Origin of the sequence: Streptomyces sp. Wb2n-11 (genome assembly GCF_001049855.1) — a bacterium.
Taxonomy (GTDB): domain Bacteria; phylum Actinomycetota; class Actinomycetes; order Streptomycetales; family Streptomycetaceae; genus Streptomyces; species Streptomyces altiplanensis.
On sequence record NZ_CVPB01000002.1, the window covers coordinates 74,968 to 98,352 of the forward strand.

29 protein-coding genes and 2 pseudogenes are annotated in these 23,385 nt (G+C 67.6%); 25 read left to right on the top strand and 6 right to left on the bottom strand.

The window, feature by feature from the left end:
* Positions 1 to 92: 92 nt before the first annotated feature.
* The gene (locus BN1555_RS34950) at positions 93 to 371 is read left to right on the top strand and encodes a hypothetical protein (RefSeq protein ID WP_093803988.1); all 279 of its coding nucleotides are present in this window, start codon (positions 93 to 95) and stop codon (positions 369 to 371) included.
* A 59-nt stretch (positions 372 to 430) separates the two neighbouring features.
* On the opposite strand, the gene BN1555_RS34955 is transcribed toward BN1555_RS34950, so the two are convergent.
* The 5 genes from BN1555_RS34955 to BN1555_RS34975 all read right to left on the bottom strand — a co-directional run bounded on the left by BN1555_RS34955 (position 431) and on the right by BN1555_RS34975 (position 5,293).
* Positions 431 to 1,066, bottom strand: coding sequence for a hypothetical protein (locus BN1555_RS34955; RefSeq protein WP_369689046.1), 636 nt, complete (start codon positions 1,064 to 1,066; stop codon positions 431 to 433).
* A gap of 471 nt (positions 1,067 to 1,537) precedes the next feature.
* Entirely contained in the window at positions 1,538 to 2,926 is a 1,389-nt protein-coding gene (locus BN1555_RS34960) for a helix-turn-helix domain-containing protein (RefSeq protein ID WP_093803989.1), read from the bottom strand.
* A 216-nt stretch (positions 2,927 to 3,142) separates the two neighbouring features.
* Positions 3,143 to 3,406, bottom strand: coding sequence for a hypothetical protein (locus BN1555_RS34965; RefSeq protein WP_141662956.1), 264 nt, complete (start codon positions 3,404 to 3,406; stop codon positions 3,143 to 3,145).
* Positions 3,407 to 3,610: 204 nt separating this feature from the next.
* A complete protein-coding gene (locus tag BN1555_RS34970) occupies positions 3,611 to 4,816 on the bottom strand; it encodes a helix-turn-helix domain-containing protein (RefSeq protein WP_093803991.1) in 1,206 nt (401 codons plus the stop codon).
* Positions 4,817 to 5,011: 195 nt separating this feature from the next.
* On the bottom strand, positions 5,012 to 5,293 hold the full coding sequence (locus BN1555_RS34975; RefSeq protein ID WP_141662957.1) for a hypothetical protein: 282 nt from the start codon (positions 5,291 to 5,293) through the stop codon (positions 5,012 to 5,014).
* 190 nt (positions 5,294 to 5,483) lie between these two features.
* On the opposite strand from BN1555_RS34975, the gene BN1555_RS34980 reads away from it, so the two are divergent.
* The 13 genes from BN1555_RS34980 to BN1555_RS35040 all read left to right on the top strand — a co-directional run bounded on the left by BN1555_RS34980 (position 5,484) and on the right by BN1555_RS35040 (position 15,569).
* Positions 5,484 to 5,780, top strand: a complete 297-nt coding sequence (locus tag BN1555_RS34980; protein WP_255306500.1) for a hypothetical protein — start codon at positions 5,484 to 5,486, stop codon at positions 5,778 to 5,780.
* Complete coding sequence (locus BN1555_RS34985; RefSeq protein ID WP_093803994.1) at positions 5,780 to 6,181, top strand: hypothetical protein; 402 nt, start codon at positions 5,780 to 5,782, stop codon at positions 6,179 to 6,181. Before BN1555_RS34980 ends, BN1555_RS34985 begins: the two co-directional genes overlap by 1 nt.
* A 40-nt stretch (positions 6,182 to 6,221) precedes the next feature.
* Positions 6,222 to 6,599: a hypothetical protein gene (locus tag BN1555_RS34990; RefSeq protein WP_093803995.1), complete on the top strand. Its 378-nt coding sequence runs from the start codon at positions 6,222 to 6,224 to the stop codon at positions 6,597 to 6,599.
* An 87-nt stretch (positions 6,600 to 6,686) separates the two neighbouring features.
* Positions 6,687 to 6,869, top strand: a complete 183-nt coding sequence (locus BN1555_RS34995; RefSeq protein WP_093803996.1) for a hypothetical protein — start codon at positions 6,687 to 6,689, stop codon at positions 6,867 to 6,869.
* A 17-nt stretch (positions 6,870 to 6,886) separates the two neighbouring features.
* Positions 6,887 to 7,156, top strand: a complete 270-nt coding sequence (locus tag BN1555_RS35000) for a hypothetical protein (protein ID WP_093803997.1) — start codon at positions 6,887 to 6,889, stop codon at positions 7,154 to 7,156.
* A 32-nt stretch (positions 7,157 to 7,188) separates the two neighbouring features.
* Positions 7,189 to 8,382, top strand: coding sequence for a hypothetical protein (locus tag BN1555_RS35005; RefSeq protein WP_141662958.1), 1,194 nt, complete (start codon positions 7,189 to 7,191; stop codon positions 8,380 to 8,382).
* Positions 8,382 to 8,873 (top strand): GIY-YIG nuclease family protein, encoded by a 492-nt coding sequence (locus tag BN1555_RS35010; protein ID WP_093803999.1) that lies wholly within the window; start codon positions 8,382 to 8,384, stop codon positions 8,871 to 8,873. Before BN1555_RS35005 ends, BN1555_RS35010 begins: the two co-directional genes overlap by 1 nt.
* A 674-nt stretch (positions 8,874 to 9,547) precedes the next feature.
* On the top strand, positions 9,548 to 11,026 hold the full coding sequence (locus tag BN1555_RS35015) for a hypothetical protein (RefSeq protein ID WP_093804000.1): 1,479 nt from the start codon (positions 9,548 to 9,550) through the stop codon (positions 11,024 to 11,026).
* Positions 10,960 to 11,169: a hypothetical protein gene (locus BN1555_RS35020; RefSeq protein ID WP_093804001.1), complete on the top strand. Its 210-nt coding sequence runs from the start codon at positions 10,960 to 10,962 to the stop codon at positions 11,167 to 11,169. Before BN1555_RS35015 ends, BN1555_RS35020 begins: the two co-directional genes overlap by 67 nt.
* Before the next feature lie 23 nt (positions 11,170 to 11,192).
* Entirely contained in the window at positions 11,193 to 13,373 is a 2,181-nt protein-coding gene (locus tag BN1555_RS35025; protein WP_141662959.1) for a hypothetical protein, read from the top strand.
* A gap of 202 nt (positions 13,374 to 13,575) precedes the next feature.
* Positions 13,576 to 14,118 carry a hypothetical protein gene (locus tag BN1555_RS35030; protein ID WP_093804003.1) on the top strand — a complete coding sequence of 181 codons (543 nt, stop codon included), beginning with the start codon at positions 13,576 to 13,578 and terminating at the stop codon, positions 14,116 to 14,118.
* Between the two features lie 14 nt (positions 14,119 to 14,132).
* The gene (locus BN1555_RS35035; protein WP_141662960.1) at positions 14,133 to 14,909 is read left to right on the top strand and encodes a GIY-YIG nuclease family protein; all 777 of its coding nucleotides are present in this window, start codon (positions 14,133 to 14,135) and stop codon (positions 14,907 to 14,909) included.
* Between the two features lie 9 nt (positions 14,910 to 14,918).
* Complete coding sequence (locus tag BN1555_RS35040; RefSeq protein WP_255306501.1) at positions 14,919 to 15,569, top strand: RapZ C-terminal domain-containing protein; 651 nt, start codon at positions 14,919 to 14,921, stop codon at positions 15,567 to 15,569.
* A 215-nt stretch (positions 15,570 to 15,784) separates the two neighbouring features.
* Here BN1555_RS35040 and BN1555_RS35045 read toward each other — a convergent pair whose 3' ends face one another.
* Entirely contained in the window at positions 15,785 to 16,480 is a 696-nt protein-coding gene (locus tag BN1555_RS35045; RefSeq protein ID WP_141662961.1) for an Rv1352/Rv1906c domain-containing protein, read from the bottom strand.
* Between the two features lie 110 nt (positions 16,481 to 16,590).
* Here BN1555_RS35045 and BN1555_RS35050 point away from each other — a divergent pair, with 110 nt between their 5' ends.
* From BN1555_RS35050 to BN1555_RS38285, 11 genes and pseudogenes are all read left to right on the top strand, one after another.
* The gene (locus BN1555_RS35050) at positions 16,591 to 17,202 is read left to right on the top strand and encodes a hypothetical protein (protein ID WP_093804007.1); all 612 of its coding nucleotides are present in this window, start codon (positions 16,591 to 16,593) and stop codon (positions 17,200 to 17,202) included.
* Positions 17,199 to 17,471, top strand: coding sequence for a hypothetical protein (locus BN1555_RS35055; protein WP_093803878.1), 273 nt, complete (start codon positions 17,199 to 17,201; stop codon positions 17,469 to 17,471). The genes BN1555_RS35050 and BN1555_RS35055 overlap by 4 nt, the downstream gene beginning before the upstream one ends.
* On the top strand, positions 17,468 to 17,725 hold the full coding sequence (locus BN1555_RS35060; RefSeq protein WP_093804008.1) for a hypothetical protein: 258 nt from the start codon (positions 17,468 to 17,470) through the stop codon (positions 17,723 to 17,725). Before BN1555_RS35055 ends, BN1555_RS35060 begins: the two co-directional genes overlap by 4 nt.
* A gap of 2 nt (positions 17,726 to 17,727) precedes the next feature.
* A pseudogene (locus tag BN1555_RS41035) lies at positions 17,728 to 18,177 on the top strand (terminase family protein); the annotation flags it as partial.
* A 283-nt stretch (positions 18,178 to 18,460) separates the two neighbouring features.
* Entirely contained in the window at positions 18,461 to 19,000 is a 540-nt protein-coding gene (locus tag BN1555_RS35070) for a phage terminase large subunit family protein (protein WP_093804010.1), read from the top strand.
* A 608-nt stretch (positions 19,001 to 19,608) separates the two neighbouring features.
* Complete coding sequence (locus BN1555_RS35075) at positions 19,609 to 20,286, top strand: hypothetical protein (protein WP_093804011.1); 678 nt, start codon at positions 19,609 to 19,611, stop codon at positions 20,284 to 20,286.
* Positions 20,287 to 20,446: 160 nt separating this feature from the next.
* On the top strand, positions 20,447 to 20,848 hold the full coding sequence (locus tag BN1555_RS38640) for a hypothetical protein (RefSeq protein ID WP_141662962.1): 402 nt from the start codon (positions 20,447 to 20,449) through the stop codon (positions 20,846 to 20,848).
* A 706-nt stretch (positions 20,849 to 21,554) separates the two neighbouring features.
* The gene (locus BN1555_RS35085) at positions 21,555 to 22,319 is read left to right on the top strand and encodes a DUF4355 domain-containing protein (protein ID WP_093804013.1); all 765 of its coding nucleotides are present in this window, start codon (positions 21,555 to 21,557) and stop codon (positions 22,317 to 22,319) included.
* Between the two features lie 108 nt (positions 22,320 to 22,427).
* Positions 22,428 to 22,727, top strand: coding sequence for a hypothetical protein (locus BN1555_RS35090; protein ID WP_093804014.1), 300 nt, complete (start codon positions 22,428 to 22,430; stop codon positions 22,725 to 22,727).
* 53 nt (positions 22,728 to 22,780) lie between these two features.
* Complete coding sequence (locus tag BN1555_RS35095; protein ID WP_093804015.1) at positions 22,781 to 23,242, top strand: hypothetical protein; 462 nt, start codon at positions 22,781 to 22,783, stop codon at positions 23,240 to 23,242.
* Positions 23,194 to 23,385 (top strand): annotated as a pseudogene (locus BN1555_RS38285) (major capsid protein E); the annotation flags it as partial. The gene BN1555_RS35095 and the pseudogene BN1555_RS38285, both read left to right, overlap by 49 nt.

Below are 23,385 nucleotides of genomic sequence, written 5' to 3' on the forward strand. Positions count from 1 at the left end.
TGACAAGGGCGCGCACCCACCAAGTGGGGGCAAAGCCGGGAGCACGGGTCGAGACGGCGCCACTGGAGCCTCACCAGTCTCTAGGCTGCGGGATGAGCCCTGATGAGCGTGAACTCCTGCGCCTGATCGCCGAGGCTGACAAGCCCGTCGCGATGTCCGACTTCTTCCACACCATCCACCCGCCGAACTTCAACAGCAGCGTCCCCGAGGACGACCCCGACCGTCTGGCGTGGACAGAACGCCAGTTGGGTCTGTACGGGGCCTCCATTGCCTTGTGGGAGGGCGAGCTCGTACACGTGGTGCAGCCGGCGAACGGGCACACCTCGGACCTGGTGCAAGTGACCGATGCCGGCCGGGCCGCGCTCGCCTGACCAGACACGACAACGCCCCCCGACCTCGCCGAGGCCGGGGGGCGCAGTGCGTGCTCTGGTCAGTAGTTCCCGTTCGCCATGATCTCCCCGTCTTTGTCATAGACCGTGACCAGACCGTTCTTCGAGTCCCGCCAGTCCGCGAACGCCGACGCGATCAGCTTCGCGTCGGACTGATTGGCGCTCATGAACCCACCCGTGTAATCCGTGTACACCTCAGCCGTGTCCAAGATGTCGTTCTGCTTGTCAGCGCCCTGGACCTTGGTGATGTGCTCGGCCGCGGCCTTCTCGGTGGCCGTGCCGTTCTTCGCCACGTACGCCTTGAACTCCTGGGCCTGCGACAGCTCCTTCTTGGGAGCCGGGGCGGGCTTCTGCTTCTCCTCCGGCGCCTTCTCGGGGGCCTTGTTGTCGGCGGACTGTGACGGGGCGGTTGTCACGGTGCCCGCGTCCTCCTCCTGGTCGCCGCCTCCGACCGCGATCCCCAGGATGATGAAGAACCCGATCACGCCGCCGGTGATGGTGAGGCCTTTGTGCCGGGCCGGCCAGCTCTTCTTCGGCGGTACCGGCGGCTGGTAGGGGGCCGGGGGCACCGGGTAGCCGTGCTGCGGCGGATAACCCTGCTGCGGCGGATAGCCGTACTGCGGCGGCTGGTTCGGGTGGTGCGGGGGCTGGTTCGGGTGGTGCGGGGGCTGGGTCACGTTGGTGCCCTTCGGGTGGGGTTGGTGAGGTGTGTGACAAACGGGGGGCTGGGATGGTTGCACCAAAGTCGCCGGCGAACTCAGGACCGGTTTGGGGCCGGCGGCAGGCGAGGTACAGGGCCGTGACGCTGGTGATGAGAGCACCGACAACGGTGGTCAGGTACTGCAAGCCGCCCGGGCTGAAGGGAAGCACTGCCGGAGCGAGCAGCAGGAGGAGCAGCGGGGGCAGTATCCAGGCGCGGAATCCGAACGGGCGTCGGGTACTGGCTTGGATGGGGGTGGTCGGGTGGCTGGTCATGGTCTTCCCCGTAGCGGTCTTGTAGGTCAGGCTCGACGGGCCTGCCGTAGTCCGCTACAGGTGGGTGGAACACCGTCCCGGGGGCCCTCTTGTCAGGGGTAAGCCCCCGGGCGGTGCACCTACAACCTAGCCGTAAGTTACTACGTCCGCAATAACTTGGGCTGGGGTCTCGGTCAGAACGGCGCCGAGCTGCTCTGCTTTGCGGCCACGGACTCCCTCCAGCGGCAGTTCGCGCAGATCCGGTCGGCCGGCGGCTCCCCCTTCCCGGAAGCATCGCAGGACACGCAGTCCCACCACACGGCCTGCTCGAACCGCTGGGCGGGCATACGCGGCTGGGCGCCAACCCCGTTGGCCCGGGCGGACTCAGCCTGCTCCAGCGCCCTCACACGCCGCCGCTCCGCCTTCCGCTCCTCGAACCGGGCCGGGCACGTCTGGCACGCCTCGCCCGTGTCCACGTCCACCCCGGCATCACACCGCGGGTTCGCGCACCCGTACCGGTCGTCGGCCTTCAGCGGCCGCACCATCGCGACAGCGGCACCGACCAGGCGCTCAATCTCCCCGGCGTAATACTTCACCGCCCACCCGTGGTGATTCCACCGCTGCTCAATCCGGGCACCCAGCTGGGCCGGCGTACGGTCGGCGCCCGGAACATCACCGGCGAGGGCCTCGAGGATCGCGTCAGTCAGCGGCGGCACGTCCGGCAGCGCCTTCACCTCAAGCCCGGTCTTCGAGCTGATCCACCCCTCAAGGAAGTCCTTCGGGAAGAGGGCCCGCACGGAGCGCGCCAGCTCGAGCTGCTCGCGGGTGTGCTTGGCCTTCTTGCTGCCGCCCTTCTCCCCACCACCCGACCGCCGGGTGCCGTCCATCAGTTGATCGACGGGGCCATCCTTGCCGGACGCGGCGGAGCCGCCTTCAGCCGGATTTCCCCTACTACCCGAGGTTGAAGTCCTACGGACGTCCCCACCGCTTCGCGGCGAAGCTGCCTCATCCTTCTTGTTCTTCTTGTTAAGGCTTCTTCTAGTTACCACCCCCATTTGAGGGGCCACGTGGCCCCCCGTTTGAGGGGCTACGTCTACCCCCGTTTGGGGGTAGACGGCCTGACCTGCTGTTTCTTCTTCATACGCCTCGTTCAGTCTGGAGTAGAAGACACTCAGGGACAGTGGTCCGGCGTAGTCCGGAGGTGGGTTCCGGCGCAGCTTGTACGTATTCCGAAGTTGCGGCCCGTTCCCATCTGGAACGGGAATGACGCGGACTGCGCCGATGGCGACAAGCTCGTCAACGAACTTCTTGATCTTGTCGCCGCGCGAGTAGCCGAGCATGTGGGCCAGGATGGACGTGGTTGGCCATACGTACCGATCACCCCGGGTCTTGTTCAGGTGCATGGCAAGCATCCAGTACAGGGCGAGCGCGCCGGGACTGACGCCCGACAGGGCGACCCAGTGGCCGAGCATCACGAAGGGGAGGTCGTCCTCGGCCTCTACTTCGAAGGGGTCGTCGGTACCGTCCTGCTCGCGGATCTTGTTCAGCATCTTGGCGATGCCGCGGATGCTTGCGACGCTCATGCGATCACCTCGTGCGTGTGGGTGATCACGTTGCGTGGGCTTGCGGGAGTGACGCCAACTACGGATACCCTCATTGGTGAGAGCCCTTTCGAGAGGTGCCTTCTCGTGCAGCGGGGTGCGAACCCGCTGTTGTGCTTGGACGGCCGGTGGGGCTGCGATCCCGCCGGCCGTTCGCGCGTCCTGGACCAGGACGTAACCGGGCAGCGTCAGCTGCCGTCACAGTCGTTTGGGCGGCCGGCCGCGCCCACCTCGGGGCGGGCCCGTCCGGAAGTAGTCGAGGAACACCTCGGTGTCCATCGTCTTGGCATTGCCCAGATGGCCGTACTGGTGCTTCTTGTCCGGGCCAAATGGCCAGTCGCGTCGGCGCGAGATGTAGCGCAGGCCGTCAGGGGTGATGCTGTCGACCAGCCCCTCATCCATCAGAAGCGCTGCTCCTGTGGTGAAGGTGACGACGGGGGGCAGTGACTTACCGGGGGTCACAGGGGACCTCCCTCGGCAGAAACTTCGATGTCACCGAAGTTTCTAGATACAGTCGACACACGCAGGTCCTCTCGCAAATGAAGTGATCTGTGCGGCCGCTTGTCTTCGCAGGTCGGCGGCCGAAAGGGCGGTCGATCGGTCTGGTAAACCGGTCGGCCGCTCGCCTGCTTTACGGGGGACTGCGCATCCGCTGCTCCTTCCTCATCACGCCGCCAAAGCGTTGATCGCAGCGACTGCTTCAGCCGCCGTACGGTTCCCGGCATACCGGGGCGCACTAAGCATTCCGGCCAGACGATCCATGCGCTTCACGATCCACGAGATCTGCTCTTCCACTGGCAACGACAGCACCGGCCGGATGGCGTCGGCCGCACCCTCGACGTCGTCGAGCTGCACCCGCGCCGTCGCCAGGTAGACGTGCGCCAGGCGCTCGTCATCCAGCGAACGGTCCGCCTCCGGGCCCGTACGCCACATCTCAATGGCCTCCGAGGCTTCCCGTGCCGCACGCTCCGCGTCGTGCCCACCGTCCAGCCAGATCAAGCTCGAGCCGGCGTAGTACGACTGCTTCGCCCGGCTGAACCCGAACAGCCCACCCAGTGAGTCCTCCCGGCGGATCCGCTCCCGTGCCAGCTCGGCACCATCCAACGCAGCGTTTGCCGCGCGGCTATCTCCGAGATTGGCCAGGCACTGCGCCTCACCGCACCGGAGCCGGGCCTCCCCGGTCCCGTGACCGGACCCAACCCACTGGTAGCCGTCCTGGATGTACTCCATCGCCTGCCCGTAATCACCCTGGAACCGGGCGATCAGCGAGCGGGTGCCGGCCACCCAAGCGGCCAGTTCCGTATCTCCGGCGTACTCCGCGCACTGGCCAGCTGCCACGGCGTGAGCCATGGCCTGCTCCGGATCGCCCAGGTCGAGCAGCGCGTACGACAGGACCCCAGAGAGGCGACCCGCCGTTACGTACAGATCGGCCCGGTCTGCCTTGCGGTGATGACCGGAACGCAGGCGCTCACACGCCTCTGCGCGCATCGCGTGAGTGCGCTCCAGCATCGGCCCAGGAGGAGAGGCCAGGTAGTCGACCGCGGTCGCGGCTACCCCTTCCTGAAGCTCGGCGATGTCGAGATCTGCCATCGCGGTCAGGTCCCTCGACATGGCCAGCGCTGCCGCACGGACCTGGTGTGACGCTGCTTCCTCTCGGCGCTTGGCGTCCTCGCGTGTCCACACCTCCACCAGCCGTCCATTTGCGCCCAGCGCCTCGTCGGCCTGCGCGGCCATCTCGAAGGGCGCGGTCCGGCGGCCGGTCTCGAAGGAGTGCACCGAGGTCCGGTCGTACTGGACGTGCGCAGCGAGCTGCTTGAGCGTCAGGCCTGCTTCCAGGCGCAGGGATCGGAGCGTTTCTGGGAAGGTCGTCATGCGACTGAGTGTTCCTCCTCTCCGTGTTCAGGGGCAGTGCTTCATGCGGCTTATGAGCGGGATGTCAGGAGCTTCGCTGTTGTCAGTCTGTCGAGCATCTGATTGACAACAGCCGCCTCATCCCGCCCGGGCCGGGCTGGTGTTGGCATGGCAGACGTGGTCGACCGCGTCTCGCTAAGGAGCTTCATGGCGCCGCTAATCGACGTCCCCTTCCTGTCCAGCCACTGGCCGGCGCCTGCTGTCTCGTGCGGCAGCCTTTTCGGCGTGCGCTGCGAGGTACGGCTTCAGCAGGCGCCAGTCGACGACGTTGGCTCGACCGATCTTTCGCACGGGAGGGAAGCCCTCCTTCTTGGACAGCTGCGATACCCGTTGGTGGGTCAGGCTCGGGGTGACGCCTTCGTCCACCGCGCGCCGCGCGGCCTCTCTGAAGGTCACCAAGTCCTCTCCTCCTTCTTCGGTGATGGTTTCTGCCTCCATTCTCACCTAGTGACTTGCCATATGGCAAGCCACGGTCTAGCGTGGTTCTCAGCACAGCAGAACGACCCCGGGCCAGCAGAAGCCGGACCGGGGTCGCGTGTCCCGAGCAGTGGTCTCAACACCGCGACGGACGTGAACCCGCCCACCTGCGCTTACAGGGAGGCCGATCCGTATGGATCGTAACCGCCATATGGCTACCCGCACCATCCACCCCACTGAGGCAATCTCCGAGATGGACGTGGCGCTCAGCCAGGTCGTCGCCGACGAGATCGGCCCGCGCCGGCCCGGCGTCCTCTACCGCAACGTCGACGGCGTCTTCAAGGTCCTCAACGTCACGACCGACCGCAGCGAAGCCCGCCGGATCCTCAAGCGCCGCGCCGCCCAGTTCGCGATCACCGTCATCGACGTGCTCCGCCCCGACGCCGAGCCGTTCACCATCTGCACCGTGTGGACCGGCAGCGACCGCGTCCTCAAGGCGGTGGCCTGATGGACGCCAACGACCAGACCGCCCTGCGCCTCCTCGCCGAGCTCCTGCGCCTCAACTCGGCCGGCAGCAGTGACAACGCCGCCCCGGCCGTACGGCTCACGATCCGCTCCGCGACCGGCGAGTACATCGGTGAGGTGCCCTTGTCGCTGAAGCCCGCCCAGTCGCTGACCGACGCGGTCAGTGCCGTCGGGGACTATGCCGAGGCGATGCCCGCCGACTTTAAGGCCGGCCAGACCCCGGTCCCCGACCTCGACCCGGCCCTCATCGCCGACATCGAAGATCACTTCGCGGCCATCAGCCCCAAGGACTTCCTCGACGACGTTTTCGGTTCCCCCGACGCCGAAGCCTCCCTCGCCGCGTACGAGCGGCTGGTCACCGGCGAGTGGGACGGGGACCTGTGATGGGCGGCCGCTGGGACGACGAGCCCCTGGCCCCGAAGACATGCACACCGCCGCCAACGCCGTCCCCCCGCTCGACGACGAGCTCGAAGGTCTCCTCGAGGACCTGGACGGCATCCACCCCGGCATCCAGCAGATCATCGACGGCTTCCGGCTCCTCGCCATCGCCCGCCTCACCCCCGACCAGACCCAGACCACCCTCGCCGTTTTGGCCGGCGCCAACGGGATCGACGTCCTGACCCTGATGGCCACCACCATCCAGCGCCTCACCAACCCCGCCACCAACCCCGCCCTGCGCCACCTGCCCACCGACCAGCAGAAGCTCGCCCAGCACCACGGTGAGCAGGCCGCGTACCTCCTGAACGACCCCGAACTCCACCAGCCCGCAGCCGAAGCCTGCGCCGCCATCAGCGGCATCTGACCACCCTCCCCGCGGGGCCCGGCCGCCGAGCCGACAGACGACCGGGCCCCGCACCCCCCACCACCCCAGCCACCGAAGGGAACCACCGTGACCCGCACCCAGCGCGCGAAGGTCTGGATCTTCTTCCTCACCCACCGCAACCTCCGCCGCTCCTTCCGCACCCCCGCCCCGGCCGCCAAGAACTACAACCCCGCCCACATCGGGCCCTGGACCTCCGACGACTTCGAGACCGTCCAGCACCTCGCCCCCACCACCCCGACCGCCGCCTGACCACCGGGAGGAACAGCGTGCTCGCCGACCTCATCACCCGCCACGCAGCCCAGGCCGCCCAGGACATCGCCCACGAGATCGCCGCGCAGCCCGAGCAGAGCACCGAGCTCATCACCCAGCTCGAACGCATCTGGCGCGCCGAGCGCGTCGACCACGACGCGGCTGACCGGATCTGGCTGACGGCCCTCACCCACCTCACCCACGACCAGCGCAAAGACCTCTACGCCCGCGCCTACAGCAGCCAGCAGTACGCCGCCGCCCGCTGCCTCGCCCACCACAACCTCTGACCGCAGCACCACCAGCCAGAAAGGACCCGCCCATGCTTTCCCAAGTGCAGACCGCGGTCGAGCAGGTGCCCGTGCAGGCATGGGCCGTCCTGCTCGCCCTCGTCACCCTCGCCTTCGGCTACCGCATCGCCCCCGCAGTCCGAGCCCGCTCCGCCGGCCGGAAGTCCCGCGACCCCAAGAAGCGCCGCAGCCTCGTCGGGTTCCTCGGCATGGGCCTCGTCGTCATCGCCGGCCTCGCCCTCTCCACCAACACCTCCAGCCGCTTCGCCGAGCAGCGCCTCCACATGGAATCGCCCTGGCACATGACGGTCGGCCTCGTGCTCGAGGCGATCGTCCTCGGCCTGTCCGTGTACTCGTGGGCGTTCAACGACAAGGGCGCGGCAAGGGCCGCGTACGTCCTCGTCTTCGCCCAGGCGATCGGCGCTATCGAGGTCGTCCGGCAAGAACACGAGGACATCGGTACCGCCCTGGTCCGCATCGTCGGCCCGGTCATGCTCGCCTACGGCCTCCACAAGCTCCTCGGCCTCGAAGCGAAACTCGGCAAGGTCGAGATCAACGCCGACGGACTCCTCGCCCGCGCCTGGCGCGACCGGAAGAACCGGATCGAAAGCCGACTCGGAATCGGGGCACGCGGCGCCGATGCCGAAGCGATTTCCCGCAGTAACGCCGCCGACAAGTTCGTGAACCTGAATTCGGTTGGAAAGCCCCGCCGCATGACTAACCGGATGTACCGGCGCGCTCTCGTAAAGACCGGCCGGGCCGCACTGCACGGCTTGGAAGGACTTGAGCGGCAGATGGCGGAAGCACACCTGGTCGACCGGATCGCCTACGAGAAGGGCATGCAGGTCGGTGGCGACCACTTCGAGACGGCACTGATGCGGGGGGTGCGGTCGAACACCGGGCCGACGTACCCGGACGCGGCCAGTCCGGATGGAGTCAGCCTTCTGACCAGCGCGGCTATCGAAGCCGCACCCACCAGCCAAACCGAAGACACGGACGAGCCGCAGCCCGACAAGCCGCAGCCGCGTTCGAACCCCGCAGCGACCGACGCCGAACGGAAGTCCCGTGCCTTCAACGTCTACGCCGACCTCGGCCAGCCCTCACAGCGCGCCTTCATCAAGCTGTGGCGCCAGCGCGGATTCGGCGAGTCCGACCAGACCGTCCGAGACCTCTACAACGAGATGCACGCCGCCTTCGAGAAGTCCCGAAAGGGGAGCACCGACTGATGGACAGCCAGGAATTCGTCTACCTCGTTGGCATCGTTCCGGGCCCGCCAATCCCTTACGTGAAGATCGGATACGCACGGGACGTGTGGAGCAGGCTCGGCGAGCTTCAGTGCGGGAACCCCTTTGAGCTGCGTGTTCTGTCGTTCCTTCCCGGAGGCAGAGAGGTGGAGGGCTCGATCCACTGCGCACTTGCCGCGCACCGGGTGCGAGGCGAGTGGTTCAACCTGGGAAACGACCCCCTGAAGATGTTCATGGACGCTTACCAGGGCCGCCCAGTCATGCTTCCCCGGATCACCAAGATGCCGGTGCCGAGGCAGAGCGCACAGGCTGAGAAGCGTGCGTTCGACCTCTTCTTCGACCTCCGCCAAGGGGACGACCACCCCTCGCAGAACGCTTTCGAGCGTGCATGGCGCAAGGCCGGCTACGGCCTGAAGACCGACGACATCCGCGCCCTCTACAAGGACATCCACACGAAGGTCACCGGCCAGTGAGTAAGTCCCTTCAGACCGCCCAGCCTGAACTCGTTGAAAGGAAGTGCAGGAGGTGAGCGCAGAGACGATTGCCTCGCTTGATCCCGGCTTGACGACACCCCCGAACGCTACGTTGAGTGACAACGTTGGCGGCGGGGCGGGGCGGGGCGGGGCCGACAACCCCTCACAGGGCCCCCTTGTGGTCGTCCAGCAGCCCCGATCCGCTTCCCCGCCCCGCCCCGCCCCTCGCCAATCTCGGGGTGATGCTGACAACTCGTTGCGAAACGGATACGCGGCAATCTCACATAGTGTGAGCGGCGAAACGGCAGCCATCGGCCTCGGATTCCTCGTCGCCGGACCCGCCGGCGCCATCATCGGCGGTGCCGCCCTGCCCGTCCTTGTCGCCGCATCCATGTGGCGCGCACGCCGCCGCGAGCACGACGAGAACGCCAACAACGGCACCAACGAGGCAGGCCGGAGCGACCGCAGCGGCTCGGGCCGCGACCGCTCCGGCTCGGATTCCGGCGGCCGAGGCAACAGCGGCGGTCGCGGGAACGGCAGGGGAGTGGCGGCGGCCGGCACCGCTCGCCCAACGGATCAGCGGGCGGCCGGCACAAGACCCGAAAAGCCCCGACACCGGCAAGGACAACGGCAGCGGGACCGGACTGGGCGGCGGTAAGAACCGCAAGCCGAAGGTGAAGGACCCGGTCGTCGACAAGCTGAACAAGCTCAGCAAGGGCCTCGCCGACAAGGTGAAGCCGAACAAGGCCGCCAAGGACAACCTCCCGGAGAACGGCAAGGGAGCTGGCGGCACCCACCCGAAGGGGAAGGGCGACAGCGGGAACGGCCAGGGCAACAAGGCGAAGAACGACAAGGGCTCCGGAGACTCGTGGACCAGCTCCCCCGACGGCCTGGACCCGAAGAAGCCGAAGGACAAGAAGGACCGCAGGCGTAAGGACCGGAAACACAAGGACGACGACGCATCGAGCTCGACGGCGCGCGACGGCCTCGACAAGAACGACCCGAAGGGCCCGAAGGGCGGCGGAGGAGATGCTCTTCCGCCGAAGCCGGATTACGACCCGGACGAGTACGTCGACGCCGAACTCGTCGACGACGACCTGCCACCGAAGCCGGACGGCGTACCCGACGAGGTCATCGACGCCGAAGTGATCGACGAGGACCGGATCGCCCTCGTCAAGGCGAAGCGCGAAAGGCAGCGCCGCCGTGAAGCGATCGCCGCAGGCAAGAAGGCCGAGAAGGAAGCCGCTCGCGACGGCACCATCGGCGACCCGCACACGGTGAAGGTTGAGCGCATCCGCACCGAGAACCAGCGGATCGACCTCGAACTGCACTGGCAAGACCAGCTGCTCGCCCTCGCGGCGGGAACCGAACAACGAAGGAGCACCCCCGTGACCTACCCCGTAGCCACCACGCAGCCCGCGGGAACCCGCACGGCCGGCGTAGCGGTTGCCCGGCAGATCGACATGCGCGCCTCCACCGCGTACAAGCTCCTCGTCGCCGCGGCGGAGCAGCTCGCCAACGGCCTCCACAACGACGCCGACGCCGACATGGCCGACCACGTCGTGGAACTCGTCGGCATCCCCGCCCTGTGCCGCAACCTCTCCCTCGCCGTACGCGAAGCCGCCGCCGCCCTCCAGAAGACAGCGCCGCTCCACCCCAGCGTCGTCAAGCACCTCAACAACGCCGCCGTCTCCGCCCTCACCGCCGCCCGCATGGCCGACACGATCATCGTCGTGTTCGTACAGGCACACCGCGAGGACATCTACCGCGTCATGGAACCCCGCATTGGCGAAGAACGCTGGAACATCCGCAACGCCGCCGGCACCCTCGACGCCGCGAAGATGCGGGCCGCCATCATGTCCTCCGGGCAGAAGCGCCTCGCCCTCCCGCTGGCAGCACCCCGACCGGATCCACCAACAGCGGCACCGGCAAGCTCGCCCCCGCCTCTGCCGACAGCACCAAGAAGCTCATCCACCTCATGGAGGGCATGGACCGCGGCCACATGGTCGTCTGCCTGTCCGAAGTCGCTGGTGCCGCCGCAGGCGTCGAGACCGTCGCTGACGCCGTCACCAAGCTGTATCGGCGCATGGCCAAGACCTGGCCCACCGAGACCGCCGTCGACAACACCGTCCTGGCCACCGCTTCCAAGGTGAAGAACGTCGCCGCCGAACTGCGTAAGGCCATTAAGGCCGCCCAGCGCGCCCACCAGCGCGAACTGAAGCTCAACGCCAGCCCTCGCAAGGGGGCCCACGCCGAACAGAAGTGGGACGTCGTCGGCCGCCCGGGCCAGCACTGAACCCGAGAAGGGAGATGAAGACCATGACTAAGACCGAGATCCCCGTCGGCCTCGAAACCCTGTCCGACAAACCGAAGCGCTGGGACTTCAGCCGCGACGCCGTCACTCCCGGACGCCTCACCGCATGGGGCGCCGAACTTGCCTGCGCCAGCGCCCTCGTCGCACCCCTTGCCGACATCCCCTGGCAGGCTGGCGCATCCGCCGGCGTCGTCTGCACCGGCGCAGCTGTCCTCTACGAGAGGGCCCGCGGGTCCTGGCGGCGCGTAATGGTGGCGCGCGCCTCCTCCTGGCTGGCCACCACCGGATGGCTGTCGTACGCGCTCGCTACCCGCCCGACCTTGCTCACAATGACGGTCGGCGTCGCCACGTGGGGCGCCGGCGCCGCCGTGAACATCGGGATGGACCGATGGGGAGAGCAGACCCGCGAAGCCGAGGCCGAGCTCGACCGCCGAATCGAGCAAGGCGAAGAGATCGCGAAGGCTCAGCAGGGTTGGGCGAAGCTCCTGTACGACATCTGCGGGATCGAGGGCGCCGTCGCCGACCCCATTGTCGACCGCTGGCCCTCCGGTGCCGGTGAAACCGTGAAGATCACCCTCCCGGCGCACCTCAACATCGACTCTCTCCGCGGCTACGAAGCCGAACTGGCCGGGGCGCTGCACCTGCCTAAGGGCGGCGGCGTCGCCTTCTCCGCCGGCGGGCCCGAGGTGCCCCGCAACGTCGTCTTCATTGCCATCACCCGCAAGAACATGATGTCCGGCGCCATCCCCTACCCGAAGCTCACCCCCACCACCATCAACAAGCCCGTCGGGTTCGGCCGGATCGGCAACGGCGACGAAGCCGCCCTCAACCTGAAGGACGAAGGCGTCATCGCGGTCGGCGCGCAGGGCTCCGGCAAGACCGCCCTCATGAAGACCCTCGGCCTCGGCTTGGTCCGCTGCGTCGACGCCCTCGTCTGGGACCTGGACACCTCAGCGAAAATGTCCGCCGTCTTCGTCAACCCGTACCTTCGCCACGGCATCGGCGTCCCGCTGGTCGACTGGCCAGCCACCAACGACGACGAATGCAGGCTCGTCGTCCAGGCCGCCCGAGCAGTGATCGCCGCACGGAAGACCGAATACGCCGACCTTCTCGAAGACGAAGACGTCGACAACCTGCCCGCCACCGCCGAAATCCCGGCGATCCACATCCGTGTCGACGAGACCAAGTCGATGGCCGACGACGTCCTCGAGGGCATCGACTTCATCATCGAAGAAGGACGATCGGTCAACGTTCGCGTGGACACCACCGGCCTGCGCGCCACCCGCGACTACATCACCGCCACCATGGACGAACTGACCCCGGGCCGCATCGGCCTACGCACCAACAACGCCAGCGAACTCGACATGCTCTTCCCCGGGTTCGGCGCCCCAGACATGGCGATCTTCACCGATCCCGGAACCGTCGTCTACATGAGCGCCACCAAGGGCCCCTTCCAGCCCGCCCCCGCCAAGGCCTACGCCACCATGGCTGAAGCCTTCCCCGAGGGCAGCGAAGAGCACAGGCGCATGTCGACCCTGTTCATGGATGCTGCGCGCCAGCTGTCCAGCATCCGCCCCGACCTCGACGAAGTCTCAGCCCGCGCCGCCGGCCTTGCTTATGGGCAGCGCTGGGCCCGCTGCATCCCCAACCTCCGCGGCGACTCCTACGGCAACGTCGGCCCCGACCGTATGCACGAATCCGTATGGGAGCTCTACCGGTCCTGGCCCACCCCCGCCTCCTACGACGTGCTCCTTGGTCGGGCCATCGACGAGGACGGTGACACCGTCACTGCGCAGGGCGCATCCATGACGATCCCGCGGCTCACCGAGACCATGCTCGACGAAAACGAACTCGAGCGGGCCGCAGCCCAGGAAGCAGCCATCGAACTCGCCAAGACCCGCGTCGCCCCCAAGTCCAACGACGAACTCGCCATCGAACTCTTCGCAGCACGACGCGCCCCGGCGAAGCCGTCCGAGGTGTACCCGCTGATGGTGAAGGCCGGCTACGACAAGTCGGACCGCACTTTCCGCGACCTGTGCGCGAAACTCGCCCTTCAGGACAAGCTCATCAAGGGCGATGATGGAACCTACGCGGCTATCGAATGCGGTGAGGTTCCCGATGCAGTCGGACGAGTTCCCGGATCTGAAGATGACCCCGATGGACGAGGCGATGCTCCACATGAGTGAGCTGATCTCCGGCCTGAAGAAAGCCGGTCTCAGCGAAAACTCCGCTGTGCGCTTCGCAGCCATCTACTTCGCCGAGTCGTCAGGCAGCGTCGACGACTCGGACGCCGACTGAACCAACGACACGACCAGAAAGCCCCCGGGTCGTACCCGGGGCTTTCTGTATCCGCCCCCACCGCCCGCCGCGTTGAGAAGGAAGCCCCCGATGAACGTTCGCCTTACCGACCCCCAGCAGCCCCACGCCCCCCAGGCCGGGCAGCCCACCCTCAACGACAACGCCCGCGCCTTCCTCACCGAAATCGAACAAGCCCTCGCCGAAGCCCAGCGGCCCGCGCCCACCGTCCCCACCTCATACAAGGACTTCACGCCCGTGCCCCCCATTGGCACAGCCCCGCCCGTACCCCAACCCGGTCGGGCCGCCATGAGCGCCAAGGCCGTCGACGACTGCGCCCGCATGATCGGAGCCAGCGTCGTCATCGCCGTCACCGGAGGCGCAGGGACCAGCATCATGTGGGCCTCCGGACACGCCGACCCCGAGGTCATCGCCTGGGTCTGCGCCGCCCCCGTCGGCCTCGCTGCCCCCATCCTCGCGGTCAGCTGGCTCATCAAGCGCGTCAAGGACGTTGCCGAGGCTGCTCCCGCCGAGCACCACCACCACTACGACGGCAACGTCTACCAAGACCACCGCACCACCCACACCGAGACCCGTGGCATTTGGGCCAAGACCAACAACCAACTGCCCCGCTGAGGGCCGGAGGATCCGTGAATCTCGACCTGTGCGCTGTCCTGCGATGCACGGATCAGCCGTTCATCCGGCACCCGTTGCTGTTGTGCCGACGACACGCCCTGATGGTGTCCCTGAACGTGACTGACGTCCTCCACGCCAACGCACTCGAGGGCCAACCAGCCAACGTGCTGGACGCCGACCGAGCCGCCGTCGCTTCAGACGACGTGTGGAACCGCTCGTCCCACCAGCCAGTGGTCTACTTCGTCGTCAACGGCGACCGGGTCAAGATCGGGACCAGTACCAACATCACGGCTCGACTCTCCGCGCTCTGTCTGCGCAAGTCGAACGCCCCGCTCCTCCTGAACGGAGGAAACGACCTGGAAGGCGCTCTGCACCAGCACTTCGCGTCTGACCGCCTCGGACAGACCGAGTGGTTCATCCTGTCCAAGCGAATCCAAAACTACATAGCTGGCCGGAAGGCGGCAGCGGCTGCCCTGAAGCAGCCATCGCTCGTCGATGAAGAGTCCACCACGCGCCCGGCCGGCGACCGCATCAACGTCCCGTCGTATCCGAGAAATCCCACGGCCTGCGAGACGATCCTGAGTGTCCTCAACAAGTACGCGGACCCTGCTGGAATCGACATCGTCTACATCGACCGGCCCGCCCTCCTCACCGCCACCAGCCTGAATGAATCAACTTTCGCCAACGCGCTCAGCAAGCTGGCAGGCGCGAGCAAGATCCACCGCATCGCGGAAGGCAAGTCCGTCCGCGTCGGCCTCGGCCACCAACCCGCCAGCGGCTCCAACGACTGAAAGACCGGCATGAGCACCACCCCGAACCCTGAGGCCGCGATCGCTGCCCGTCTCCCCGACGGGCGGCTGATCATCGCCAGCCTCGACCCCAACACCCCCGAATCCCGCAGCCCTCTCCAGCGAGCCCTGCGCGCAGCCGAGAACCCCGATACGCCGCCCACAGCCGTTCCGTTACGGCCAGCCGATAAAACCCACCCACGGGAGACCAGCATGGACAACATCAGCACGCGCAGCATCATCACCTCCTTCGGTGAAAACCACACCGACATCCCCCACGGCAACGCCCTCCTCGTCGACACCCGCGCCCTCCGCAACCCGCCCGAAGACCCCGCCGTACGCGAACGCATGCTCAACTCCAACGGCCTCGACCCTGAAGTTCGCCGCTACGTCATGGCCACCCGCGGCGCCCGTGAAATGGTCGACCAGACCACCGAACGAGTCCGCACCCTCCTTGAGGAGAACAACCTCCGCCGCTGGGCCGGCGAACAGCTCCTACGCGTCGATGTCCACGTCATGTGCGGCGGCGGCCGCCACAGGTCAGTCGCCGTAGCCGAAGAAATCGCCACCGCACTACGCGCCCACGGCATCGGCGTCGAAGTCGAACACCCCCACATCGACAAGCCCATCACCCCCAAGCCGGCCACAGGGGATACCGCCTAAGACAAACCCCCGTTTGTGCGCCACGCTGGTACTGCACAGCCCGGTCGGGGGCCCCGGTGTCCCCGCGCCCAACCCCCGACCAGGCCGTGCCCAAACAACCCGCATGAACGTTTACCCACCGGCCGGACGACACCCCCCCCGTCGTCCAGGCCCGAGATGGCCCCGCGAACCCACCCCCCCCAGGGAACGCGGGCCACTCCCATTCCCGGCCCGAACTACTTGACGGGCTTCCACGTCCCGCACTGCTCAGACTTGAACATGCCGTCCGACGGCAGGATCGTCACCGTGATGTCCGTCGCCGCGTTGGCGAAGTTGTTGTCCAGGATCTCCCCGGCCTTCGTGGCCCGCTCCCAGTAGCAGTCATCCAGCCGGCCCTTGGTTCGGTACGTCCCCGGCGGGATCGTCGCCCCCACATCACCCTTCGCCGGCGGAACAGCCCGCACCTCGTACTCCCCATCCCCGAACCACCGCTCGTACCGCCCCGACGACGCGGCCTTCACCGCCCACGACCACTTCGGACACAGCTTCGGCACCCCCGCCGACAACACCGCCCCCCGGTCACCCTCCATCTGGCCGCTCTCCACCAGCCACTGCGGCCGCGACGCCCCACCAACCGCACTCACCGGCAGCGACTCACAGATGTCCGTCACGAGGTCCGACGGCTTCTCGTACAGGCTGTCCTCCACGGCCCAGCCCTTCTTGGCCGCCAGCCGGTCTAGGTCACCCTCCGGCGTGCGAGGGAACGTCTCCTCCGTCTCCGTCACCACCGGCTCAGGCACCATCTCCGGGGCCTCCGGCGTCACCGACGGGGACGGCTTCGCGTCCACCTCACCGCCGCCAGAGCACCCGCCGGCCAGCATCACCACAGCCACCGCCACAACGGAAGACCCCACCCCACGCACACGTTTCATGAGCGCAGGATGACAGCGCACACGAGCAGGGGGAACCAAAACGCCACGATCAGGGATCATCAAGGTAGGCGCGGGGCCTGACCGACCAACATGCGGGAGCCCCGACCGCCATGCCAATCTCCAAAGCACAGCAAGCCCTCATCTCCGAGCGCCGCACCATGCTCATCCGCCTCCGCCGCAAGGGCGTCCCCTTCGACGACCCCCAGATCCTCGACCTCGGATACAGCAGTTCCGGCGCCGCACGCAAAGACCTCATCCGCGCCCTCGAGCAGAACCGCGACGAGGAAGCCGCCGAAGCGTCCGTCTACCGGCAGCAGGAGAACGAACGCCTCGACGCCGAACTCGAACGCCTCGAAGGCCTCGAAGCCGCCGCCCGCCAAGTCCTCAAGAACCGGCACATCCTCGTCAACAACGGCCGCGTCATCCTCCACCCCGACACCAACGAACCCATGGAAGACGACGCCCCCGTCCTCCAAGCCATCGACCGGCTCGTCAAGATCGACGATGCCCGGCGACGCAACGGGGAGCGCCGAGCCAAGCTCAACGGCCTCGACATGCCCGTCAAGACCGAGGTGTCCGGACCCGAAGGCGGACCGCTCTCCGTATCGACCGCAGACCCGGAGAAGCTGGCCGCGATCATCGCCGCAACTAGTCGGCTCGACACCGGCGACCCCGCCAACACGGCCACCTCCACCCCGGCCGACGACGAGGCCACGGAATGAGCGCCGAACACGCTGACGCCATCGCGAAGGAACTCCACCGCCGCACTACCCGTCTCTACGAACTGGTCGCGACCGAGGCATTCACTGCTGCCAGCCGAGAAGTCTCCGAATCATCCACCTCCGTGGCCGAGCACGTACGAGGCGAGGTCATCGGACTTCGTGGCGCCCTTGGCATCCTCCTCGGTGGAACTGTGCCAGGCGGTACAGCGGACCAGCTCGCCCTCGCCTACTACGAGCAGTGGCTGAACCGTCAGGAACCCGACGGGTGACCACAGCCCTTGAACGGCAAGTCGCGGTGTACCGCACCCTGCCCCCCGACCAGCGCGCCGCCATTACCCGTCTCGCCGACAAGGAGACCCGCGCCGCCCTGGCGTGGGCCGAGCAGCAGATGGCCATCGAGCGTTCCCCCGGGCAATGGCGGCCGCGCTCACCGGAGGCCGCGAGTGGCAAGCCCGCCACCTTGACCTCATCGACATGGCCTTCGTTCGCATCGCCGCTGGCGAACGCATGCGGGTCCTTCTGAACATGCCTCCACGTCATGGGAAGAGCGCTCGCGCCGCCCGCTGGGGGCCCTTGTGGTACCTGGCCCAGAACCCCGACCACCGCGTCATGATCGCCTCCTACGCTGCCAAGCTCGCCGAAGGCCACGGACGGTGGATCCGGGACAGCATCCGCGCGCACGGCGACACCATCGGCATCAATCTCCGCTACGGGTCGCAGGCGGCGAACCGCTTCGACCTGGAGAACACCGAGGGCGGTCTCGTCACCGCCGGTGTCGGAGGCTCGCTGACGGGCATGGGCGCAAACGTCGCCATCGTCGACGACCCTCTGAAAGACGCCAAGGACGCCGACAGCCCCGTCAAGCTCGCCACCCTCTGGGACTGGTGGCAGCAAGTCATCAACACGCGCATGGAACCCAACGGCTCCATCATCGTTATCCAGACCCGTTGGTCGGAGAACGACCTCGCCGGCCGCATCCTCCAGAGCGGAGCCGAGGACTGGACCGTCATCAACCTCCCTGCCCTCGCCATGACCGCCGACGACCCCCTCGGACGAGAAGTCGGCGCACCACTCTGGCCCGAGCGTTTTCCAGCGCAAGCACCTCGACCAGTTCAAGAAGGCCGTCGGCGAACGAGGCTGGTGGGCCCTCTACCAGCAAGAGCCCCGCCCCCTCGAAGGAGGCGTCTGGAAATGGCCGTGGATCACCGACAACCGCATCACCCCCCAAGCCTTCCGCGGCGTCGACCTCACCCGCACCTTGGTCGCCATCGACACCGCAGGCGGCCGCGAAGACAGCGACGAAGTCGGCCTCATCGGTGGCGGCCGCAATGCCGAAGGCGAGATGTACCTGCTCGCCGACCGGTCGAAGAAGATGGGCGCCGCAGAATGGGGCCGCGAAGCCTGCCTGCTGGCCATTGAACTCGAGGCCGACGCCTGGGTGGTAGAAGCGAACTTCGGCGGCGACATGGCCGCGCAGATCCTCCGCCAAGCCTGGCAAGAGCTCCAGCGTGAGGGCCTCACCAACGGCATGCTGATGCCCCGCATCATCGAAGTCACCGCCAAGGTAGGAAAGAGACTGCGCGCCGAACCCATCGCCCAGCTCTACGAGAACGGCCACGTCCACCACGTCGGAGAGTTCCCCGGACTCGAGGTCCAGTACGTGTCCTGGATCCCCGGCATGGACTCCCCAGACCGCCTGGACGCCGCCGTCCACCTCATCACCGAACTGGCCGACCCGGCCTCCGCAGCCGTCGCCAGCACCCCGTACAAAGACCAGCGGCTGGCCGGTCGCCGGTGAACGCCCCGACCCGGGCCGAGAAGGGACCAGGGCACCGTCGTCCTGGCGGCCGACGGCCTCAGCCTGCCTGACCTGCACAAAGAGCAGTGACCACTTAGATGCCAAATAAGTGGTCACTTTGGGGGACCCAGTTTGGAGAAGCCCGTGTGGAATCACCAGACGTGAATTAGATTGGGCGACGCCTCACTGAACGCACTGCACAGTGCGCTGGGGGTGAGGCAGAGAGAAGCCCGGGAACCGGCAACAGCCGGCCCCCGGGCCAAGTGGTAGCGGCCGCCCTGAGTCAGAACCAGGGGATGTCGCGAACAAGACCGATAGCGCGGTCTACGTTCGCAACAAACGACAGCCCCAACAGGATCTTGCTCAGGGCCGCCCGCCACTTTGCACGCGGCTTCCGATGCCGTCCAGCCATGCTTGGTACTCCCTCCCTAGTGAGTTGCAGAGGGGGACCACAGGCTCGAGATGGCGTGAGCCACCGCGCGAACCGAGCCTACGCACGGCCGCGTTCCACTGCGCCGCGAATCCAGAAATCTCCCGCCCGGGGAACGACCTGCGGATACGCCCGTACTCTGATCACAAGGCGCGGGCCTGGTACGGAGGAAAACTCTGTGGGCCTCAGAGAGATCGCCATCCACGCGTGGAGCTGGCTGAACTACAAGCCGGTGTACTCCGACGCGCAAGGCATGCCCAGCCGCCGGGCGTTCCCTGAAGCGCAGGCCATGTGGGTGCCAGCCGACGCCGAGCACCGGCTCGCCGCCTACAAGCTCCTGGCCGCCTACGACCACAACCAGGCCTCCGAGATCGCCGAGGTCGTTGACGGGCCGCTCGCCCGGGAGCGACGCGAGTTCGGCGACCCTTCGATGTTCATCGACACCCTCGTCGCGAACGTCCTGGGCCGGGACCAGAAGATCGTGGTCCCCGGCGCCGAGCAGACCGGCTCCAAAGAAGGCGAAGCCGCAGCGACAGCCGCAGCCGAACGCGTCCAGAACCTCCTGCGCGCCTGGGCCAAGGCCGAGCTGCTCCCATTGCGCCTCCAGCAGTGCGAACGCAAGGCCGTCGCTCTCGGAGACGGTGTGTACCGCATGGCGTGGGACCCGGCCAAGCGCCGCCCCACTTTGCGCGTTACCGACCCCGGCTTCTACTTCCCCGTCATCGGCGAGGACGACGACGACGGCGAGTACCCGCGGCGCGTCCACTTCGCGTGGGAACTGCCAGCCGATCCGAAGCGCGGGCTGAAGACCAGACTGCGGCGCATCACGTACGAGCTGGACTGGATCCGCCCCTGACCGTGGCCGGGGTAGACGAGACGGGAACCCGCGCCGTGCGCGCCCTGCCGCCGCCGGCCCAGGCCCTGGACGGCGGTGAACTCGAGGAGCCCGCACCCCCCGTGCTGACGCCCGGTGACACGATCGAGCCCGTCTCCGGGGCCATCGCCCGCCAGTACGCGTGGAACGACGAGCCCTCGTACGTCACCTGCTACCTCACCGACGCCACCTGGGTCATCGACGACCTCAAGGGCCCCGTCGACGTCGACTCGCTGCCCTGTCCCTGGCCACGTACGCCACCCGGTCCGACGGGGAAGTCCTCGACCACCTCGACCTGCTCATCGATTTCATCCCGGTCATCCACGTCCCCAACACGGTGCCGCCGGCCGAAGAGCACTGGGGCCAGTCGTCCCTCGCGAAGGTCCTGCAAGTCTTCGACGAGCTCGCCGGCTCCGACACGGACTCCGCCCGGGCCTCGGCGACCACCGGTCTGCCCATGCTCGCCATCTCCGGCGCCAACCCGCAGAGGAAGTGTCGGCCAGGCCCGGCATGGTCTTCAAACTGGCGGACAACGGCCGCCTGACGGCCGTCGATACCTCCGCGGCCCTCGCCGAGCTCCGCAACCACGTCGGCGAACTGAAAGAGCGGGCTGCCGCCATCGCCCGACTGCCCGCCGTGTCCTGGGCACCCTCAGCCCCTCCGAAGTCCCCTCCGGTTTCGCCATGCAGATCTCCCTCGGCCCGCTGGACTCCTCATCGGCAGCATGCGCCTGGCCCGCGAGTACAAAGAGAAGCTGCTCCTGAAGTTCGTCCAACGCCTCTACCTGGCAGGCCAGCACCCGACTGGGCAGGCATCACCCCGCAGGACGCCGAACTCGTCCGCGGCCCTACACCCCCACCGACAAGGCGTCTGTCCTCGAGCAGGTCGCCAACGGCGTCTCCAAGGGCGTCATGTCCCTCGAGACGGGCGTACGGATGCTCACCGACGCCGGGTTCCCCATCGACGACATCGAGCAGGAAATCGAGCAGATCCAGGCCCGCCAGTTCGAGCAGGCCCGGTTCCTCGCCGACGCCCTCGAAACCTTGACGAAGTCGCCGACTTCCTCGGACGCAAAGCCCCCGAGACCCCGGACCCGCCCATACCGAACCTGCCGCCGGTTCCAGGCGGCGACGAAGACGAAAACCCGCTGGAGCCGGGGCGGCAGGCAACCGGGGGCAACGAATGAGCAGACTCGTGCTTTCCTTGATCTCAGGCGCGGGGCCTGGATACCTCTTGGAGGACTTGCCCCTATGCGCCGCCCCGCGCTTGACCGCATCACCGGACCCGTCGACACCACGGCGTGGGCCCACCCGTACCCGGCGGCCCCTTCTCCCCGGTTTTCTACGCCTCCGGCGACCCCAGCCGGATGCCGTGACCCTCCGGCAGGTGACACCGACCCGGCAGACCCGCCCAAGCCCAAGGCGCCGGCCACCCGCCCCGGACCCGCGGACGGCGAACTCATCGTCCGAAGCGACTGGCTCGAACAGAAACTCACCGCGGAAAAGGACTCCGGGCGCCGCAACGGCAACCAGCGCCTCGCCTCCGACCTCGGATTCGACGACGTCAACAGCCTGCGCCAGTACGTCGAAGACAAGAAGAAGGCCGAGCAGGCACAGCTGTCCGAGACCGAGCGCCGCGCGAAGGAACTCGAGGACCGGGAACGCAAGCTCGCAGAGAAGGAAACCCAGGCAGCCGCCCGCGAACGCGTCGCCAACCGCCGCGCCATCCTGGTCGGCCTCGGAGCAACCGGCACCGACCTGGACGACGCCACCGCACTTCTGCGAGTCGACAACGACGCCAGCGACGACGACGTCACGGCCGCCGCCGAAGCCCTCAAGGCCCGCCGGCCCGAACTCTTCGGCGTACGCCCGCAGACAGACCCGGCCGCCCCGCAGCTGCCGCCCGCCCCCGGCGGAGCACCCGCCGGCGGCGCCCCCGCACGCCAGGCCACCACCGGCAAGCCCGGCGACCGCGGACGAGAAATGGCCCGCCTGCGCGGCCACAAGGCCGCCTGACCACCAGACTTCCCGGTCGCACAGCGGGGTTGGGACCACGCCCTCTCCTCGTGGACGCGCACCCGCGGGTGCCGCTGGCACCAAACACGCCACATCACGAGGAGAGCTGTGAACGACTTCCAGCCCTACTCCTACACGGACAGCGTCACAGCCGACAGGCCGTGGCTCGCGTCCCTGGTAGGAGTCCAGGACACCAACACCATCACCCTCGACCTGAGCAAGTTCGTCGCGGGCACCCACTACACCGTCTCGGCGAACCCGATGCTCCAGGGCCGAAACGTCATGCGCTCCGGCATCCCGCTGGGCAAGGTCACCGCATCCGCCTGTACGCGCCGTACGCCGGCCCGACATCCGAAATCCAGACCGTCACCGTCACCGGTACGCCCACCGGCGGCACCTACACGCTGACGTTCTCCGGGCAGACCACCGCCGGCATCCCCTACAACGCCACCGCCGCACAGGTGAAGACAGCCCTCGAGGCCCTGTCGAACATCAACGCCGGTGACGTGCTCGTCTCCGGGGGCCCGCACCCCGGAACCGCGATCGTGGTCGCCTTCGCCGGCCAGTACCTGGGCGACGACCAGGCGCAGATGACCGCCTCCGCAGCCGGACTGACCGGCGGCACCACCCCCGCCGTGACCGTCACCACGACCACCGCAGGCGGCGGCGCGGCACCGGCGGACGGCACCGACATCCTCGCCGGATTCCTGGTGTCCGAGATCAGCTTCAACCCCGGCTCCACCAAGGCCGCCGGCGCGCTGCTGTGGCACGGCGAGATCTTCGCCGAACAGTGCCCCGTCCCGTTCGACCCCACCGATGTTGGGCCACCGCGCCCGGCGTCAACATCCACTACCGATAGTAGGAGGAGCAGACGATGGAAGCCCTTGAGCTCCTTCTGCGAGACACCAGCGCCACCGACCTGACCGTGTTCGCCCGCCAGATGGACACCCCCGCCAAGTACCGGCTGACCCGCGAAGTCCTGCCGGAGACGCAGATCCAGGGCATCAAGTTCCGCACCACCAGCGCAAAGCGCCGCGTCAACGCCGCGAAGTTCCGGGCCTACGAC